This window comes from Fervidobacterium riparium, assembly GCF_025370035.1.
GTDB lineage: Bacteria > Thermotogota > Thermotogae > Thermotogales > Fervidobacteriaceae > Fervidobacterium > Fervidobacterium gondwanense.
Genome location: NZ_CP009277.1, coordinates 273,140 through 291,755, shown reverse-complemented (window position 1 = coordinate 291,755; position 18,616 = coordinate 273,140). Strand labels below are relative to the sequence as shown.

The 18,616-nt window shown below is 38.7% G+C and carries 14 protein-coding genes and 1 CRISPR repeat array; of the genes, 11 read left to right on the top strand and 3 right to left on the bottom strand.

Annotated elements, in window-relative coordinates; genetic code table 11:
- Positions 1–5 precede the first annotated feature (5 nt).
- The 11 genes from cmr4 (at position 6) to IB67_RS01240 (ending at position 15,845) form a co-directional block, all read left to right on the top strand.
- Positions 6–866: a type III-B CRISPR module RAMP protein Cmr4 gene (cmr4, locus tag IB67_RS01290; RefSeq protein WP_072761061.1), complete on the top strand. Its 861-nt coding sequence runs from the start codon at positions 6–8 to the stop codon at positions 864–866.
- Complete coding sequence (gene cmr5, locus IB67_RS01285) at positions 863–1,222, top strand: type III-B CRISPR module-associated protein Cmr5 (protein WP_072761063.1); 360 nt, start codon at positions 863–865, stop codon at positions 1,220–1,222. The genes cmr4 and cmr5 overlap by 4 nt, the downstream gene beginning before the upstream one ends.
- The gene (gene cmr6, locus IB67_RS01280) at positions 1,212–1,958 is read left to right on the top strand and encodes a type III-B CRISPR module RAMP protein Cmr6 (RefSeq protein ID WP_178137770.1); all 747 of its coding nucleotides are present in this window, start codon (positions 1,212–1,214) and stop codon (positions 1,956–1,958) included. Before cmr5 ends, cmr6 begins: the two co-directional genes overlap by 11 nt.
- Before the next feature lie 285 nt (positions 1,959–2,243).
- Entirely contained in the window at positions 2,244–2,639 is a 396-nt protein-coding gene (locus IB67_RS01275; RefSeq protein ID WP_072761067.1) for a hypothetical protein, read from the top strand.
- Positions 2,640–2,753: 114 nt separating this feature from the next.
- Complete coding sequence (locus tag IB67_RS01270) at positions 2,754–3,140, top strand: double zinc ribbon domain-containing protein (RefSeq protein WP_072761069.1); 387 nt, start codon at positions 2,754–2,756, stop codon at positions 3,138–3,140.
- Between the two features lie 941 nt (positions 3,141–4,081).
- Positions 4,082–9,391: direct repeats of the CRISPR family, unit length 36 nt; unit sequence GTCAGGAAGGAACCTCTCTCTGAAAGAGATGGAAAC.
- Positions 9,392–9,659: 268 nt separating this feature from the next.
- Complete coding sequence (locus IB67_RS01265; RefSeq protein ID WP_072761030.1) at positions 9,660–10,142, top strand: hypothetical protein; 483 nt, start codon at positions 9,660–9,662, stop codon at positions 10,140–10,142.
- 38 nt (positions 10,143–10,180) lie between these two features.
- The gene (locus tag IB67_RS01260) at positions 10,181–11,917 is read left to right on the top strand and encodes a CRISPR-associated primase-polymerase type A1 (protein WP_072761032.1); all 1,737 of its coding nucleotides are present in this window, start codon (positions 10,181–10,183) and stop codon (positions 11,915–11,917) included.
- A gap of 41 nt (positions 11,918–11,958) precedes the next feature.
- Positions 11,959–12,237 carry a CRISPR-associated endonuclease Cas2 gene (gene cas2 / locus IB67_RS01255; RefSeq protein ID WP_072761035.1) on the top strand — a complete coding sequence of 93 codons (279 nt, stop codon included), beginning with the start codon at positions 11,959–11,961 and terminating at the stop codon, positions 12,235–12,237.
- A gap of 12 nt (positions 12,238–12,249) precedes the next feature.
- Positions 12,250–14,166, top strand: a complete 1,917-nt coding sequence (ago, locus tag IB67_RS01250; protein ID WP_072761037.1) for a protein argonaute — start codon at positions 12,250–12,252, stop codon at positions 14,164–14,166.
- A gap of 23 nt (positions 14,167–14,189) precedes the next feature.
- Complete coding sequence (cas1, locus tag IB67_RS01245) at positions 14,190–15,206, top strand: CRISPR-associated endonuclease Cas1 (RefSeq protein ID WP_072761040.1); 1,017 nt, start codon at positions 14,190–14,192, stop codon at positions 15,204–15,206.
- A 474-nt stretch (positions 15,207–15,680) separates the two neighbouring features.
- A complete protein-coding gene (locus tag IB67_RS01240) occupies positions 15,681–15,845 on the top strand; it encodes a hypothetical protein (RefSeq protein WP_498875352.1) in 165 nt (54 codons plus the stop codon).
- 445 nt (positions 15,846–16,290) lie between these two features.
- On the opposite strand, the gene IB67_RS01235 is transcribed toward IB67_RS01240, so the two are convergent.
- From IB67_RS01235 to IB67_RS01225, 3 genes are read right to left on the bottom strand one after another with little or no spacing between them, the layout of a single operon-like run.
- Positions 16,291–16,827, bottom strand: a complete 537-nt coding sequence (locus tag IB67_RS01235; RefSeq protein WP_498875351.1) for a flavodoxin family protein — start codon at positions 16,825–16,827, stop codon at positions 16,291–16,293.
- Positions 16,772–17,620 (bottom strand): ABC transporter ATP-binding protein, encoded by an 849-nt coding sequence (locus tag IB67_RS01230; protein WP_498875350.1) that lies wholly within the window; start codon positions 17,618–17,620, stop codon positions 16,772–16,774. The genes IB67_RS01235 and IB67_RS01230 overlap by 56 nt, the downstream gene beginning before the upstream one ends.
- A 16-nt stretch (positions 17,621–17,636) precedes the next feature.
- Positions 17,637–18,614: a FecCD family ABC transporter permease gene (locus IB67_RS01225; RefSeq protein ID WP_498875349.1), complete on the bottom strand. Its 978-nt coding sequence runs from the start codon at positions 18,612–18,614 to the stop codon at positions 17,637–17,639.
- Positions 18,615–18,616: the final 2 nt, after the last annotated feature.

Genomic DNA, 18,616 nt, shown 5'->3' with positions numbered 1-18,616 from the left:
AAGGTATGGAAAATCAAGTAGCGAGAAAACTGATTGTAACGATGTATGCTGAATCACAACTACATGCAGGTAAAGGTATGGATGTTGGAATTGTTGATTTGCCAATTCAAAGAGAAAGAACCACAGCATTTCCTATCATTCAAGGAGTAAAAGGTGCCCTTAGAGCAAACCTGAAGCTTGATAATGAAGAAGAGATTTTCGGGAGTGACAATACTAAAAGTCAAGGTGATGAAACAAAACCGGGAAAAGTAGCTTTCTCTGAAGCAAAAATCCTGCTATTTCCAGTCAGGCATATTGAAAAGCTATTCGTATGGGTTACATCTCCTTTAGCACTAATAAGATTCTTAAAGGAATTAGAAAACAAAAGAGAACTTATCAAGAAATTAGAAACTCTAAAAATAGCAGAAGACGAAGCGATAGTTTTACAAGAAGCTGGAGAAATACTCTTAGAAGACTTTCAGTTTAAAACAAAACAAGATGATGTTGTAAAGGAAATTGCCGAAATAATAACCAGAAATGTGGCGACTGTTGATTACATCAAGAAGAAACTGGAAACTGACATAGTAATAGTTGATGATAACAGATTCTCGGCGATTTGTCAGATGATGACAGAAGTTATTCCAAGAATAGCGATAGACAAACAAACAGGCACGGTCAAAAGCGGAGCACTTTGGTATGAGGAGTATTTACCGCAAGACACGGTAATGTATTTTGTAGCAAGAGAAACAATATTCTCAAACAAAAATCCCAACGACCAGATTCTTGAAACATTGCAAAAAGCCATTGACAGAGCAGTTATCACAATCGGAGGAAAAGAAACGGTTGGAAAAGGCTTAGTTGCACTGAAGGTGGTGAATGAACAATGAAGAAACTTGTACAAGAAGTTGTCAGTTGCGTAGAAGAGATTTATAAATGCAATGACCCAAAAAAGAAAGAAAAATACCTTAGTACTGTCAAAGGACTCGGAAGCATGATTATTCAAAACGGACTTTACGGAACAATTTTATTTCTATTAGTTAAAGGTCATGATGATGTCGTAAAACACCTTGATAGAGTTATCAAACTGCAAACTGGTGAAGAAAACTTCTCGGAAAAAGTTAAACGCGCAGAAGCACTTCAAAACCCACAATACTTCAAAATTCAGTATGCTGCACTTGAGGGGGTGAAATGGCTAAGACGATATGCTGACATATATCTCGGAGGTGAAGAAGATGGAAAATAGCCGAAACATAGCAAATAAAGGACTTTACTGGAATAAACTTGTCTACAAAGATAAACAATCTCTTGTATTGAGCTCCTCAGAAAACAAAGCCAGACTTGTATCAGATATTTTGTACATATTACAAAAACAGCAGAATGAAAAGGAAGTTATTGAACAACTTAAACAAAGACGTAATGAGGTTTCGAGCAAATTTTCAAAAGTTTTGGACAAAGTTTATACTATTCAAACAAAACTCCTTGTTGGAAGCGGTTTGCCATCACCAATAGAAGTTGGAATGACTTTTTCGAGAAACTATGGTATTCCAATCATTCCATCGACATCCATCAAAGGTACATTTGCAAATTATGTCCAATCAGAGAAAATCTTTGACGAAGAAACCTACAAAAGGCTATTTGGAACAGACCTAACAACAAAAGGAGAAAACATCAGAGGAACACTGATATTCCTTGACGCAATACCCGATACTGCTGTCAAATACACAGTCGATATTGTAAACAACCACTTTCAACCATACTACATGGAAACAGACAATCCACCAAACGACTGGTACAACCCTGTTCCTGTACAATTCATAGCTGTTGAGAATACAAGCTACCGCTTCACAATATTAATTGAAAACGATAGTAAGTTAACAAAAGAAGAAAAAGAAAAGATAAAATTGGAATTCGGAAAAATGCTCAAACTATACGGGATAGGCGCAAAGACAAACTACGGATACGGAAGATTTAAAGACTAACAAACAATATCTTCCCTGCTGGATGTTTTAAACATCCAGCAGGGTTTCTTAAAGAATTTCACGAGGAAAAAGCAATAGGAATTATTGTATAGCGTGAGGAAGGACTTCCTCTCAGAGGAAGATAGTAACGAATGTCCCCTTGCAAGGGATTTTGTTTTCATCCTTGTCAGGAAATATTTCTGTTAAAGATATGGAAACTAACCTCTCCTGCTTATTAAGTGTGTGCGATAGAATACAATTTGAACATCATGTATCTCTTAAAGAAAATTTTGAGGGGGGATTTTAGTGAACAGTATAATCTTTAGAAGGTCCAATTTTCAGTACGTTGAGGTCACTGCTCTTTGGAAACCCATTGGAAGTGTTTACGTTGAATGGTCATTTTTAACTTTGAACTTCTATATTTCATCTTATCTCTGCCCGGAGTGTGGAAATCATATGGTCAAAACGGTTTTTCCAAACGATTTAGAAATAGTGACCGAAGAAGGTAGTGCTAAGATTCCGAGAATCTTTGCTTGTGCTAATTGTGGAACGATCCATGCCCCACGTCCTGGATACAAACTCAGTAGTAACAACGGGTTTTATGCGAGGTTAGATCCGGAAAGTTTTGAGAATTTTATATACCACTTAGATAGCAAAGGCTCTACCACGGGAAGAAGGGGGACGTTGTTTAATGAAAGATAGTTAGAAGATGTAAAGGCAAATTTCTCGGTCAAGCACCTTTCATTTTTCAAAATATCGTCTGTAACTGCGCGATTGTACCATAATGCTGAGAATATTTCATAGGAGTGTGATAAAATGCCAGTAGGATATAAGAAATGTCCAAGATGTGGTGAAGAATTTAGGGATGATGTCGAAGTTTGTGATAATTGCGGCTGGGTTTTCTACAATAAGTGTTGTCCCAGATGTGGGAAGTATGTCCCAGATAGTGCAAAAGTATGTTTTGATTGCGGTTGGCATTTTTATTGGAATGATCATATAGGAGAGGATAATCAAGTAAGATTTCACAAACACCACAATTACAAGAAAGGAAACGACTATACGCCACCGGAACACGATTATAAAGACGATTATGATGACTGGGACTTTTGGCGCGAAATAGTATCATACTATACTGATTATGAAGACTTACATGACTTAACTCCTCAAGAACTAGGTCAAATCTTGGATGATCTGGGTTATTAGGCGAAAAGAATTTGACACATTCAAGAATTCTTAATAAGGAAGAATAACTTTCATACAATCATTAGCACTAATCGTGTTTTCAGTGGTTAACAGAACGTCAGTAAATAGTTGTGCCCCATTGTTAAGAGATAAATCAGTTTCGAATCTAAGCAAAACACCTCCTTGTTGGTTGTTGGTTTTTGCCATACTTGGGGGTATTATTTTTCTAGTCCAGTGCGACCATGCAAAACAACTCTTGAGACCAACAACCCCCTCAAACTCGCTAAAAATTTGCTTGTTACCGAACCGACGCAGGCGAATTTCAATGATTTATAAAGACAATAAGATAATAAACTCGTAGCAATAGAGATGCTTGCTAATTTGTCTACAAACATTCGACATATAAAAGCGCAAGCACTAATTTGCAAAAGAAAAAATATAATGTTATAATATGTGAGGTGAATACGATATTTTATTTATGAAAACGCCCTAAACCGTGGAGACCAAAAGACAAATTTCGCACCACGATACTCACTAATAACCGCATAAATACTATACGTCCGGTCATTGGCAAGTTGATAATTTTTGCAAGCTACATCGTCGAAAAATCTTGTATTCATGCGCTTCTCCGTTGAATTTTAGGTATTTCATTTCACAAAGTGATTTTATTTTCTTCTTTCTCATACGTATTCTTCTTGCTTCTCCGCTTGTGATTAGACATAATATAAAAAATTCTCTACCTATTGTTACGAACATATTTCAAAGTGAAAAGCTAACTCAAATCATTTATTCATCAGCACGTATTAAGGAACAAGTGCAAAAACAGGTAGGGAATCGGCATGGATTCAAGAAAATTTGCAACTGTTAGCTAACTTAAAACAAAATTCAGACAGCCTAACTTTGGAGGTAGAGAAAATCGCATTCCAAACTACATCTATTTATGCCTATTCTGGAAGGCAAGAGTCAGGAAGGAACCTCTCTCTGAAAGAGATGGAAACTGGATCATCAATCAGCGCCAATGTATGCGCGCTGTTGTGTTGTCAGGAAGGAACCTCTCTCTGAAAGAGATGGAAACTGCGTCAGTAACAACAAAATATGCTCTGCGCATCATCGCACGTCAGGAAGGAACCTCTCTCTGAAAGAGATGGAAACAAGTACCTTCACCTCGAGGTATAGTCTCTTCATACTCTTAAGTCAGGAAGGAACCTCTCTCTGAAAGAGATGGAAACTGTTACCATAATCTCCAAGTACAACCTCTTCATACCTCACAGTCAGGAAGGAACCTCTCTCTGAAAGAGATGGAAACATTTTTCTGTTAATCACCTCCTCGATTTTACCTTGGTCGGTGTCAGGAAGGAACCTCTCTCTGAAAGAGATGGAAACATCACATGCACGGTTATTTTGTTGATGGTAGCCTATAATTCGTCAGGAAGGAACCTCTCTCTGAAAGAGATGGAAACTAATGCCTTTTACCTTCATTTCCTGAATTTCAATCGTTATGTCAGGAAGGAACCTCTCTCTGAAAGAGATGGAAACTTCCACAACTCTTTTTGGCACGATTAACAACAAAGCTGTCATGTCAGGAAGGAACCTCTCTCTGAAAGAGATGGAAACATTGCACGGGCGAACTTAATAAAATCCGCAATCTCTTGCGTCAGGAAGGAACCTCTCTCTGAAAGAGATGGAAACCCTTTTCATATACTCCCACTCTCCTCTCTTTTTTTTGTCAGGAAGGAACCTCTCTCTGAAAGAGATGGAAACTCAATCAACACAAGGGTGTGTTGACTGTTAACCTTGGTGAGGTCAGGAAGGAACCTCTCTCTGAAAGAGATGGAAACTAATTCTTTTAACTTCTGTAATTCCTGAATTTTCTTATTAAGTCAGGAAGGAACCTCTCTCTGAAAGAGATGGAAACCCGTTAATAATAACTTGAATTTCCAAGTACAATCTTTTCGTCAGGAAGGAACCTCTCTCTGAAAGAGATGGAAACGTCTTTTCATACCTAACACCGTCCTTTTTTTATTTTTTTGGTCAGGAAGGAACCTCTCTCTGAAAGAGATGGAAACTCATTCCTTTCACTTTAAAGCTTTCTACTTCTAATGTTAGTCAGGAAGGAACCTCTCTCTGAAAGAGATGGAAACGGATCTGTAATCAAGCTAAGCGTATGTTGACTGTTACTTTGTCAGGAAGGAACCTCTCTCTGAAAGAGATGGAAACTTCCCGAAGGCTATTCAATTTTCAAAGACCCGTATTCTTTTGTCAGGAAGGAACCTCTCTCTGAAAGAGATGGAAACCGTGTTTAGCATTTTCGTTCACCTGCTCATGCCTTTCACCTGTCAGGAAGGAACCTCTCTCTGAAAGAGATGGAAACGATCTTCAAATATCAAATCCTGCCCCTTCATCACATCGATTGGTCAGGAAGGAACCTCTCTCTGAAAGAGATGGAAACGTCCTAAACGGTGATGAGCTTCCATGTATCGAAATACAAAGTCAGGAAGGAACCTCTCTCTGAAAGAGATGGAAACCTTTCCTATCTTCAAGTAACTTAAAACCTTTTTTACCATCAGTCAGGAAGGAACCTCTCTCTGAAAGAGATGGAAACCGTCTTGTTGTTTGTTTTGTTGCACTTCTTGTGAACTGTCGTCAGGAAGGAACCTCTCTCTGAAAGAGATGGAAACTTTGTTTGTTTCGTATATGTATAATTTGCTAACCTTTTGTGTCAGGAAGGAACCTCTCTCTGAAAGAGATGGAAACATGAATTCAAGTTTCTCCCATCCATAGTACAAAAAGCCTTGTCAGGAAGGAACCTCTCTCTGAAAGAGATGGAAACTTGGTACACCATAATCAGCCATGTTGAATATGTTGTACGTAAGTCAGGAAGGAACCTCTCTCTGAAAGAGATGGAAACTTCCATGACTCACTTACAATTTTAAAGAAATCACGAATCTGTCAGGAAGGAACCTCTCTCTGAAAGAGATGGAAACTTGCGGAGCTGCATTTTGACAGTTCTTTGGTGTATCTTGGCTAGTCAGGAAGGAACCTCTCTCTGAAAGAGATGGAAACTCGGGCACGAATTCCGCTCTAAGTTCTTCAAATCTCATCCCGTCAGGAAGGAACCTCTCTCTGAAAGAGATGGAAACACAAGCCCTGCTTGGACTACTAGCTTGACTATTTCTGGAAGTCAGGAAGGAACCTCTCTCTGAAAGAGATGGAAACTCGAATTCGTATAGATTTGCTTCTCCGAAAAATGTTTGTATGTCAGGAAGGAACCTCTCTCTGAAAGAGATGGAAACTAAGCTCATCGTGTATTTTCGTCCCGTACTCCGAAGCCGTGTCAGGAAGGAACCTCTCTCTGAAAGAGATGGAAACATATTGCATTCTTAACCTTTGATTTTTCAACACCTTTTGTCAGGAAGGAACCTCTCTCTGAAAGAGATGGAAACTTCTTTCCTTACCATTTACCGCTACCTTAACTTCAATGTAGTCAGGAAGGAACCTCTCTCTGAAAGAGATGGAAACTAGCTTTTCAATCTTTTGATTAACTATTTCTTCTATTAATTGTCAGGAAGGAACCTCTCTCTGAAAGAGATGGAAACACCCCGTTAGAATAAGACTTGATGCTTTTCTTCTATCTGAGTCAGGAAGGAACCTCTCTCTGAAAGAGATGGAAACAAAACAAACACACTGCCATTAGGAAAAGCAATTGTCTGCTCGTCAGGAAGGAACCTCTCTCTGAAAGAGATGGAAACCCATTGTGCATACTCATATATAAACTTGTCATAGTCAGTATGTCAGGAAGGAACCTCTCTCTGAAAGAGATGGAAACACCCCGTTAGAATAAGACTTGATGCTTTTCTTCTATCTGAGTCAGGAAGGAACCTCTCTCTGAAAGAGATGGAAACAAAACAAACACACTGCCATTAGGAAAAGCAATTGTCTGCTCGTCAGGAAGGAACCTCTCTCTGAAAGAGATGGAAACCCATTGTGCATACTCATATATAAACTTGTCATAGTCAGTATGTCAGGAAGGAACCTCTCTCTGAAAGAGATGGAAACTACTCCCTCAACGGACAAAGCTCAACATAACTACATCTTTGTCAGGAAGGAACCTCTCTCTGAAAGAGATGGAAACTTTTTTCCTTACCATTCACTTTTACTGTTACGTCAAGATAGTCAGGAAGGAACCTCTCTCTGAAAGAGATGGAAACACAAGCCCTGCTTGGACTACTAGCTTGACTATTTCTGGAAGTCAGGAAGGAACCTCTCTCTGAAAGAGATGGAAACTCGAATTCGTATAGATTTGCTTCTCCGAAAAATGTTTGTATGTCAGGAAGGAACCTCTCTCTGAAAGAGATGGAAACAGTTCTTCGATTTTTTTATTAATTATTTCTTGGTCTGTTATGTCAGGAAGGAACCTCTCTCTGAAAGAGATGGAAACAAACTCTGTAGAATCCAATGTTATTGTTACAATCTCATTCGTCAGGAAGGAACCTCTCTCTGAAAGAGATGGAAACGATACTTCAACCAATCACTTATCACTCCCTTGCTGTAACCAGTCAGGAAGGAACCTCTCTCTGAAAGAGATGGAAACATTTGCTTTCACCACTTCCTTTGTCTTGTTTGTTAACGTGGTCAGGAAGGAACCTCTCTCTGAAAGAGATGGAAACTCAAATATCATTGTAGAACTCAGTGAACGCACAACGAAATGTCAGGAAGGAACCTCTCTCTGAAAGAGATGGAAACCTACTTCTTCTACTCCTATTAGCAATGAAGCGGTATTCAGTCAGGAAGGAACCTCTCTCTGAAAGAGATGGAAACAAACGGTATCGTCATTCCGCTTCTCTACCTTGCCCTCTAAAAGTCAGGAAGGAACCTCTCTCTGAAAGAGATGGAAACCTTCGAGTAATTTCGTTACATAATCGCTTAATTCCATTTGTCAGGAAGGAACCTCTCTCTGAAAGAGATGGAAACACGACGTCTTCGTCGCCTTCTGTGTTCAAATCCCGCAGTGTGTCAGGAAGGAACCTCTCTCTGAAAGAGATGGAAACACGAGCAAGTTCCTCGTGTGTCAATGAGTTCAAGTGGTTCTGTCAGGAAGGAACCTCTCTCTGAAAGAGATGGAAACGAATCCAAAAGCGCCCGTTGGACGCTTTTTGGATTTGAATGGTCAGGAAGGAACCTCTATCTGAAAGAGATGGAAACAGGTTTATAGCCTCCCAACAGGAAGGCGTTACCTGCGCCTTGTCAGGAAGGAACCTCTCTCTGAAAGAGATGGAAACTGCCAATGTCGATCGTCTTGTTATTCACCTGGATCTTAATGTCAGGAAGGAACCTCTCTCTGAAAGAGATGGAAACCCGATTTCGTTTCCATGTTCGTATGAATATAGCTTCACCAGTCAGGAAGGAACCTCTCTCTGAAAGAGATGGAAACCGTCTACCGTGTCGTATTCTTCCCATTCCCATCTGTCTTCGGTCAGGAAGGAACCTCTCTCTGAAAGAGATGGAAACTTTGGAGTACCACCTCTTTGAGAAGAGACTGAATATCCAGAGGTCAGGAAGGAACCTCTCTCTGAAAGAGATGGAAACCCAAACATATTTTCCTGGTAGTAATCTGTACTCGTAAAATGTCAGGAAGGAACCTCTCTCTGAAAGAGATGGAAACGGGGGACAACATCCCCATCGAACTCCAAATCAATAACCTCAAGTCAGGAAGGAACCTCTCTCTGAAAGAGATGGAAACTGAGCCTCACTCACCTGCCTCGCCTCCTTTCTTGTAGCTATCAGGAAGGAACCTCTCTCTGAAAGAGATGGAAACTCCTTTCTTATATCGAGTATTGTTTCTTCCTTCTGGTAAAAGTCAGGAAGGAACCTCTCTCTGAAAGAGATGGAAACAAGAAATTTTGTCTGCCGATAAGGACAGGGAAGTAAACTTGTCAGGAAGGAACCTCTCTCTGAAAGAGATGGAAACCAATTCCTCAACAAATCTTTCTCTTATGTTTGCCATAAAAGTCAGGAAGGAACCTCTCTCTGAAAGAGATGGAAACTTATTTTCAAACTCGTTGTTCTGTGATATAATACTTTTAGGTCAGGAAGGAACCTCTCTCTGAAAGAGATGGAAACCGAAAACTTCCTTCACTTTCGAATTTAAAAACCTTTTAACGTCAGGAAGGAACCTCTCTCTGAAAGAGATGGAAACGGTTCACTAAGTGAACCCAGCAGTAATTGTTGAATAAATGGTCAGGAAGGAACCTCTCTCTGAAAGAGATGGAAAAATTTGTTAATTACTTTTAACTCCTGGCCGAAGAAGTAGGAAAGGCTGTTCTCTTTGAAAGGGATTAGAAAGTATGAGTTTGTCTTTATTTATGTTTGCAGCAGAAATATGAACGATAATCAATTTAAGTACATATAGAACTGAATAGAAGCCTTGGTCGTCTGACCAAGGCTTTTTGTTTATAATGTCACTTTTAAGCTATATAAATGTCAAGTGTAAATATGGAAGACTCGTGGTAGTTTATGATTGCACAAAGGGAGGTGTTTGATGTGAAAAAGGGAAAAAAAGTTTTCACTGAGAAGTTATATGTTAGTTGCTCGGATATGCATTTTTGCTTGAAATTTAATGTGTTTTTCGGTAAATATGGCGAGTTGTTTGTTTTTGAAGATTCAAAAGTCGTAGAGCACATTGCGACGCCGGTCGTTGTTTCTGTTGTGAGTAAAAGCTTATGTAATGTGTGTCCTGAATATGGTTGTTTTGTTAGTTTGAGGAGTTTCGATATTAGCGGGAAGAGTACAAAGCTCTCGATCCGTGTTTGGGATTTGAGAAGCAATAAAGTGGTTTGTGTTTTCGAAGCTGACGGAGAAAAGGTAGCAAATGTTGAGCCTGCAATATTAGATGGGCTTAGTAGGGTAATTTTGGATTCGGCACTTTATTTAGTTAATATGTATTACCAAAAGTACTATGGTCTTGAGCTAAAAAAGATAGAACTCGGAGATTTTGTTAATGTAAAGCTAAGCTTGTTTATATGACCTGAGTATGATGGAACATGACGAAAGGAGGTGTTTCGATGAGTTTCCCGAAAGATGTAAAGGAAAAGCTGAACTTGGCAGTTTCATATGAGAAGAAATTTGAATTTAACAAGGCTTTAGAGGTATACAAGGAGCTCAGGGACTATTTGACCGTGGAAGATGGTTCTTTAATCAGGTTTGCAAAGCTGCTTGTCGAGTTTGAGGAATACAGTGAGGCAAAAGAAGTTCTTGAGAAAATAGTTTTAAACAAGAAAGTTTACACAAAAGAGCTTGTCTCGATGCTCGCTACGGTTTACGAAAACATTGGTTATACCGAAAAGGCAATAGTGCTGTACAAGAAGGTTGGAAATAAGGAAAAGGTCAGAGAGCTTGAGCAAGAGAGAGAAATTAGTCATCCAAAAAAATCGTATGTTGATAAATTCATGTCGCTATTTTCAGGACGCGAGGATGTTTTCGCTGTTCAAACCCCAGAAGGATACTATCCCGTTAGGCGACCTATGAATTCTTCAGATGTTCTTGAGCACTTCGCAGGTCGCAAAACTTTAGGCGTGTACGTTTTGAGAAGTGATGATACCGTAAAATTTGCTGCGTATGACGTGGACGTAAGAAAAGATTTTGAGAACGATTTGTCGAGTGAGTTTCATTGTAAAGAGACCGCTAAGATGTTGTATTACCTCTTGCGTTCTGATAATTTGAATGCATATATCGAATTCAGTGGTCGAAAGGGTTATCACTTGTGGATTTTCTTTGATATTCCGGTTGCTGCATTTAAGGTTAGGGTTGTACTTGCAAAGATCTTGGAAAAATTGCAAGTCCCAGAATCAGTTAAGGTAGAGATATTTCCTAAGCAAGATAAACTCAACGGTGGACTTGGCAATTTGATAAAAGTTCCGTTCGGTGTCCATGCGAAAACGAAGAAAAGATGTGTATTTTTAGATGAAAAACTATCGCCAATTTCAAATCAGTTAGACTTCTTGTTGAATATTTCGCCAAATTCATCGTATCTTCTTGAATCACTCTTCAGAGAATACGTCGACACAGATTACGATATCCAAGATAGCGAAATTGAAAGTATTAAAACAAAAAAAGTAAGTTCAAAGGTTAAGAAAGAAAGCAACCAGGTAATTACTATCTCGCAAGAAACGAGTACTTTTCAAAAGAGCACTATTTCGTCATCCAAAGTTTTCAAGAAGATTCTTAGAAACGAGATTCACTCATCAAGGAACAGTGCAGAACTAACACTCCTTGAGAGTTCCTGCTTCGTAGTTGACCAGATTATGAGAAAAATCGAAACACTTGCCCACATATCTGCTGAAGAAGAAAAGATTCTTGTAAGTTTATTGAAGCACCTTCCAAATGGCTATGGTGTTGCAAAAAAAGTTCTTGAGAAAACAATAGATTACAGCGAGGAAAAGGTGAGAAATCTGTTTGACGAGGTTGGGAACATCCCAGCAACATGCGAAGAGATAAAGGCATTGGCAACGAGTTTGAATATCCCATTAGATCTGAGCAAATGTGTTTGCCGATTTAAACAGGTTTTTAATACACCTCTTAATTACGTGTTTAGCGAATCTCAGTACTTAGAAAGGTTGGAACCTGAAGAAATTGCGGAAAGGCTCATTGTCAAAGCCCACGAAAAGGTACACATTGAAGTCGAGATGAGAAAGCTAAAAGAGTTGCTGAAACAAAAGCTAAGTGATTCCAAAGTTATTGAATTTGAAGACGGAAGGATTGTTGTAGATGATAGAGGAGAAATAAGAATAGAGTTTATTTGAAACGCGTAAAGTACAGAAAGAATTTAAGCGAGGTGATGTGAATGTTCTATGTCGTGAGCTATGACATAGTCGATGATAAGAGGCGAAGGCATGTGGCAAAGTACCTTGAGAGTTATGGCGTCAGAGTGCAGTATTCCGTTTTCGAAACGGAGCTAAATGAACAGCAGTTGTCGAGCATGATAAAGGGTTTGAAAAAGAAGATAAAGAAATCTGAAGACACAATACGAATATATGCAATTCCAAAGGAATTCAGAGAGAAGATCTTAACTATCGGAACGGATAAAGGTAGTTTCTACGACAAGGACATATATATTGTGTGAGGAGGTGACGAAATGGGATATGAATCATACGGAATTCCGTTAAATATTTTCAAAATAAAACTTCCACCAGTAGTTAAAAGAACGTATTACTTCAATCAAACAACTCAACCAGAAATCTTTGCATCGAACCTTTCAAGGGTAAACAACATCCATTTCAGTTATTCGAATGACCTTGTTTGGGTTGATACACCATTAGTCCAGGTGCAGATTCTTCCGTTAGAAGCCTCAAAATATGAGATTGATAAGAAGGAAATAATCGAGAATGATGATAGGTTGTTTACAAAAGTCTTTGATGCGTATATAGGGAAACTATTCCAGGATAACGGATATCTAAAAGTTTATTCGAAGAATATATTTGTCAACCCACGCCCAGTAGGCAGTATTGCAAACGGTGAGGTAAGCTATTATCTAATGTACCTAATCCGAACGCTGAAACTGGATGAAAAATGGTACTTGCTTGTTGCTCCAAAACTCAAATTCCTCTCGGCAAAACCGACAGTTGAGTCAAATCTTCAATCTGTCTTGGCTTTCAATTTCAAAACAGGGAAATCATTTAGAGTCATCGAAGCAGACAAGAACCAATTGAAGATATTTGTGAATGAGAATATAGTTTCGGTGAAAGACTTACCCGCGTACTATTATTCGTACACGTCTACAGATGCTGAAAAATACGGTTTTTTGCAAGAGATTATAAAGATTCAAAAAGAAGTACTTCCCGAGCAGTTGAAGAAGCTTTCTACTTTGCAATTCTTGAAAGACGCCATTGAGATATCTTCCCAAACACAAATGGCAAATGAAAACATTATACAGAATTTTTATGAGATACAACTTAAAGATGGTACTTCTGACAGACTAAACGATATTTTCAAGCTCCACCCGATAAAGACAGAGGGGAGTATAAAAATTGCATTTTTCTTTAAGTCGAAAGAACAATATATGAAACTCAAGCAAACCCTAACAACACTATTCCATCCCAACGGAATATTTACAAAAGCATTCAAGAATCTTGGAATAAAGAAACTGTCATTTCTCAAGAATCCGGCAAATGGGAGCTATTTTTTCACGTACGACGAAAGCACGTTCACTCCAAGCATGCCATTCAAAACAAACGAGAAAGTCGTTGCTATTATATTCCTCGAAAAGTTCTACGGAAACATAGTCCCAATCATACGTAACTTTCCAAGAAACTTTATACTAATGCCTGTGCTTGAGAAGACGATTCTCGAATCAAAAGCCTACACAATCAACAGCTTTGCCTACAAGATTGTGAATTTCACAAACGAAAGGAATATCATGTACTACCTAAAAATTGAACCTGGAACCGTATTTGTTGGTATAGATATTGCACACAGTGCAATGCAAGACTCATCGGATATAATATTCTCATCTGTTGACTTTCTTGGCAAAGTCTTGAGAGTAGCGGTTAGGAAAAACGCGAAGCTCACAGAGAAGGCAGATGAAAGGTTCATAGAGTCAGAGATAATCAAGACAATAGAGACATACAAAATCAAGTACAACAGAGAACCAAAAAGGATAATAATCTTCAGAGATGGTATGTTCCTTGAAGAGATATCAGAGATAGAAGAGACACTTAAAGCAAGGATAGAAGAATATGCACTTGTCGAAATCAAGAAAAACTCAATGTACAACAGCCACTACAACCTACAAGATAAAATAATCAAACTCAACGAGACGAACTACATCTACTTTCCGAAAACGTACCAATCGCAAAAAAGTGTGGAAATTAAAATTGTTAAAAACGCAACAAAGCTGAAGAACAACGATATAGCAAAACAAACGTACCTATCAACGCTCCTGCACCATCCTTCACCATACATGACTTTGAAACTACCGTATCCGCTGTACATAAACGACAAGATATCGAAAGTTGGGGGAGAATGGAGATTCTACGTACCTTATTTTATATAAGCCAATAATAAGAGGTGGTATAAATGACTCTTTATTTGACAGAACAAGGTGCAGTCTTGCATAAGAAAGAAGGAAGACTTGTAATTCAAAAAGGGCAAAGGGAAATAGAAGAATTTCCACTAAAGAAAATTGAAAGGATAATGATATTGGGTAACATAACCTTGACTACTGCGATGACAAACTACTGCCTTGACAACAAAATAGAAGTTATCTTCATGACAAAACACGGAAGATACAGAGGGAAACTCTACACTGATGAATACAGAAACGTGTTGTTGAGACTTGCTCAATATGCACGTGCACAAGATGAGAAATTCAAAACAGACATTGCAAAGGCTATAGTATTGGGAAAATTGAAAAACAGTTACAATCTCCTCAACCAAAAAGCTAAAAAACTTCCAAAAGGATTACTCGGCGAAGAAAAAGCGGCAATACAGGCGATAATGAACAAAGTGAAAAGTGCAAAAAATGTTGATCAGGTGAGGGGCTACGAGGGAATAGCGGCGAAATACTACTTTTTAGGAGTGAAGAAATGTATAAAGAATGACGAATTACAATTCAACGGAAGAACAGCGCATCCACCAAAAGATGAAATCAACGCCATGCTTTCGATGGGCTACCACTTTCTATATGTTGAGATGCTCTTAGCAATGAACGCAGTAGGGCTGGATCCATACTTTGGCAATCTCCATACGTTGGACGTCTCAAAACATGCCCTGCTCTTTGACTTAATCGAAGAATACAGGGCAATTATCGTCGACAACTTTGTAATAAACGCATCAAACCTTAGAATATTCACGAAATCTGACTTCGAGTACAAAGAAAATGATATATGTTACTTTAGCAAAGAGGGAATGAAAAAATTCATTGCACTATTTGAAGAACACATACGTCAAAAGCTGCCATACCATCTTGATGATGAGACAAATTATATAAGAACGATATTTGAAAAACAAGCAAGACACTACTCACGTGTAGTCCTCGGCGAAGAGAAACACTACATACCATACTACCTCAAAAATCTCGACCCGCTATCTTAGACCGCTTTTCATCCTGACGCGCCGGTCACAAGACTGGCGCATTCTCCCTTGATACTTCATACACTACCCAACAGGATAAAATTTGACATGAAAAAAATATCAACAAAAACTCTTTTACAAACGCCCGACACGTGGAGACTTTATCAAAAATGCACCACCTTCAATAATACATAAATTCTCATAAATACTATATTTTCGGTCATTGACATCTTAATACTTGCTTGAATTAAAATCTTCAAAACCCCTTCTATTCATGCGCTTCTCCGTTGAATTTTAGGTATTTCATTTCACAAAGTGATTTTATTTTCTTCTTTCTCATACGTATTCTTCTTGCTTCTCCGCTTGTGATTAGACATAATATAAAAAATTCTCTACCTATTGTTACGAACATATTTCAAAGTGAAAAGCTAACTCAAATCATTTATTCATCAGCACGTATTAAGGAACAAGTGCAAAAACAGGTAGGGAATCGGCATGGATTCAAGAAAATTTGCAACTGTTAGCCATACTAAAACAAAATTTAGACAGTCTAACTTTGGAGGTAGAGAAAATCGCATTCCAAACTACATCTATTTATGCCTATTCTGGAAGGCAAGAGTAGGAAAGGCACTCCTCTCTGAAAGAGATGGAAATCTCTGAGTAGTGTGTCCATCGTCATTCCTCCCTTTCTACTGTAGGAAAGGCACTCCTCTCTGAAAGAGATGGAAATTCATTTCCTGAATTTCAATCGTTATTAGTTCATTCTCAGGGTAGGAAAGGCACTCCTCTCTGAAAGAGATGGAAATTTTCGGACAATTGTTTGAACTTGCTTTCATCAACAAGAGCAGTAGGAAAGGCACTCCTCTCTGAAAGAGATGGAAATCTTCCTCACGTTAGTCGAACCTTGATAGAACCCTCCATCGTAGGAAAGGCACTCCTCTCTGAAAGAGATGGAAATATGAGCAGGTCTTGGCACAAAAAGGAATGTGTATATATATATTTCCAGCTTTTTTTGGTTTATTTGTATATTTTTCAAGATATTCCTCTAACGTGAATTGTCCCTTTATCAGAAAACCCAAGTCCCCCATAGCACCGTGATGTGTCTTTATTCTACTTTGCTGTTCCATAGTTCCTCAACTCCTTGTAAAAACACAAGCTGTGCCTTTGCTATGTCTTCTGCGTTAGGATGTTCTTCCAGTTCTTTGTACCAATTTAGTTTTTGCTCGGTTAGTGCGTGCGGATGGTCTTTCGGAAGGGTTTTAAAGTATTCGATTAGTTTGGGATTTAATCTTCCGAGGCACATGTACCTTGCGAAAACTTTATTACCATTTGCTTGCAACAATTCCTCGGTTTTTTCAAGAGCATCCTTTGCATGTTGGGATTCTAATCTTGCACTGAGTGTTATGAAAAATCCAACGTTTTTATTCCGCATGGTTTCTATGAATCTTTTCGATTCCGCATTAGGTAAGCCGCGGTCAATCCAGCAGCCAAGTATAATAATATCGTATTCATCAATGTTGTCGACTTCATTGACTCTTTTTAATTCCACATCAGTAAATTTCTCCGAGAGTGAGCTAAAGACTCCCTCAGCAACTTTTTTCGTATTCCCAGTCGAGCTCGAATACGTTATTAGAATTTTCATCGTTTTCCCCCCTCTCTAAGTATCTTGTAACTATATATTTACTCCCGTCTATCGTCAGTATTTCAGCATTTACGTTGTAAACTTCCTTTATTATTCTTTTGAAATTGAGTTCCTCAGCAATTCCGTGGGCGATGAGTTTTCCGTCTTTCAAGAATATTAAGTAGTCGCTAAAATGGATTGCGTGATTAATATCATGGAGCACCATTATCACTGTTGTTTGTGTTTTTCTATTGAGCTCTCGCACAATATTCAATATTTCCAGCTGGTGTCTAATGTCCAAGTATGTTGTTGGTTCGTCAAGCAGGAGAACCTTCGGTTGTCTTACTAGCACAAATGCCAGCCATACGCGTTGTTGTTCGCCTCCTGATAATTTCGTAATACTCTTGTCCTTTAAATGATGCACTCTGCACAGCTTCATATATTTCTCAGTTAGTTTTCGGTCTTCTTCGGTGAACGTTTCAAAGTAATTCTTATGTGGATGTCTTCCTTGGAGTATCAATTCTTCAACAGTGATGTCAGAAAATACGTGATTTTTTTGAAAAAGAATAGATAAAATTTTTGATAATTCTTTGTTATGAAAAGACCTTAGTTCTTTTCCGTTTAAGTAGACTGTGCCATCCTTTGGTGATAAATACTTTCCCAAGATGTGAAGAAGGGTTGATTTTCCCGAACCGTTTGGACCGAGTATAGAAGTTATTTTACCTTCATGAAAAAGAACAGAGAGATCCTTTAGTAATGGTTTTTCTGAGTAGGAGAAGCTTAAGCTTTCCACAACGAAAGCACTTTTATTCATGACTTACCCCCTTTTCTTAGCTCCTTTTCCTCAAAAGAAACAGGAAAAATGGAGCGCCGATGAGTGACATTATGATTCCAACAGGAAGCTCTGTTGGAGCAAAAAGAGTTCTTGCAAGTGTGTCTGCTACAAGCAACAAAAGAGCCCCGGAAATCGCCGAATAAGGAACGAGAACGTAATAATTGCTGCCAACAATGAACCTAGAAATGTGTGGCACGACAAGACCAAGAAAACCAACTATGCCTATTATGCTGGTGCTGACTGCAGCCAAGTAGATACCAACTGCAGAAATTACTACTCGAAGAAGATTGACATTGTAGCCAACATTTTGAACATTTTTGTCACCAAGAAGGATTACATTGCAAGCTTTTAGCACCAAAACGGACATCACATATCCAAACAGTGAGTAGATAGCTAAGGACTTAGCTTGCGACCACCCACGTCCAGCGAGTGAACCGTTTAGCCATGACAAAATACTCCCAACTTTTTCACTGTTTAAAATAGATATGAGCGAGATCATGCTGCCGAGTAGTGAATTGACAATAACACCAGACAAAACAATCCGTACGGGAGTTAATCCTTTCTTCCAAGCCATGAAGTAAACCACCACAGCTGCGAGTATCCCACCAAAAAAACTTAATATTGGAGAATAGTAATAGTTTTGTGGAAAGTATAGGAAAAAGATAATGGTCACAAGTGCTGCGCCTGCTGATATTCCGGTTATTCCCGGTTCAACCAACGGGTTTTGCATAACTGCTTGTAACATAACCCCTGAAATAGACAAGTTCATTCCTGCGATTATTGCTATGAGCAAGCGTGGTAGACGAATGTCTCTTACAATACCCGAAGTCCCAGTAGATTCAGAAAAGAGAGACTTCAGAATCTCAGCCGGAGCGACTTTAACAGCTCCGGTGTTTAAAGATACGAAAAATGTTAACAGTAGTAAGGTAATGTTTATCGAAAACAATAAAGTTCTTCTTCTAAGATAGCTCAAAT

Coding starts and splice junctions, on each gene's coding strand:
- cas1 (WP_072761040.1), top strand. CDS start 14,190: ATGACTCTTTATTTGACAGAACAAGGTGCAGTCTTGCATAAGAAAGAA.
- cmr4 (WP_072761061.1), top strand. CDS start 6: ATGGAAAATCAAGTAGCGAGAAAACTGATTGTAACGATGTATGCTGAA.
- IB67_RS01270 (WP_072761069.1), top strand. CDS start 2,754: ATGCCAGTAGGATATAAGAAATGTCCAAGATGTGGTGAAGAATTTAGG.
- cas2 (WP_072761035.1), top strand. CDS start 11,959: ATGTTCTATGTCGTGAGCTATGACATAGTCGATGATAAGAGGCGAAGG.
- IB67_RS01260 (WP_072761032.1), top strand. CDS start 10,181: ATGAGTTTCCCGAAAGATGTAAAGGAAAAGCTGAACTTGGCAGTTTCA.
- IB67_RS01230 (WP_498875350.1), bottom strand. CDS start 17,620: ATGAATAAAAGTGCTTTCGTTGTGGAAAGCTTAAGCTTCTCCTACTCA.
- cmr6 (WP_178137770.1), top strand. CDS start 1,212: ATGGAAAATAGCCGAAACATAGCAAATAAAGGACTTTACTGGAATAAA.
- IB67_RS01240 (WP_498875352.1), top strand. CDS start 15,681: ATGGATTCAAGAAAATTTGCAACTGTTAGCCATACTAAAACAAAATTT.
- ago (WP_072761037.1), top strand. CDS start 12,250: ATGGGATATGAATCATACGGAATTCCGTTAAATATTTTCAAAATAAAA.
- cmr5 (WP_072761063.1), top strand. CDS start 863: ATGAAGAAACTTGTACAAGAAGTTGTCAGTTGCGTAGAAGAGATTTAT.
- IB67_RS01235 (WP_498875351.1), bottom strand. CDS start 16,827: ATGAAAATTCTAATAACGTATTCGAGCTCGACTGGGAATACGAAAAAA.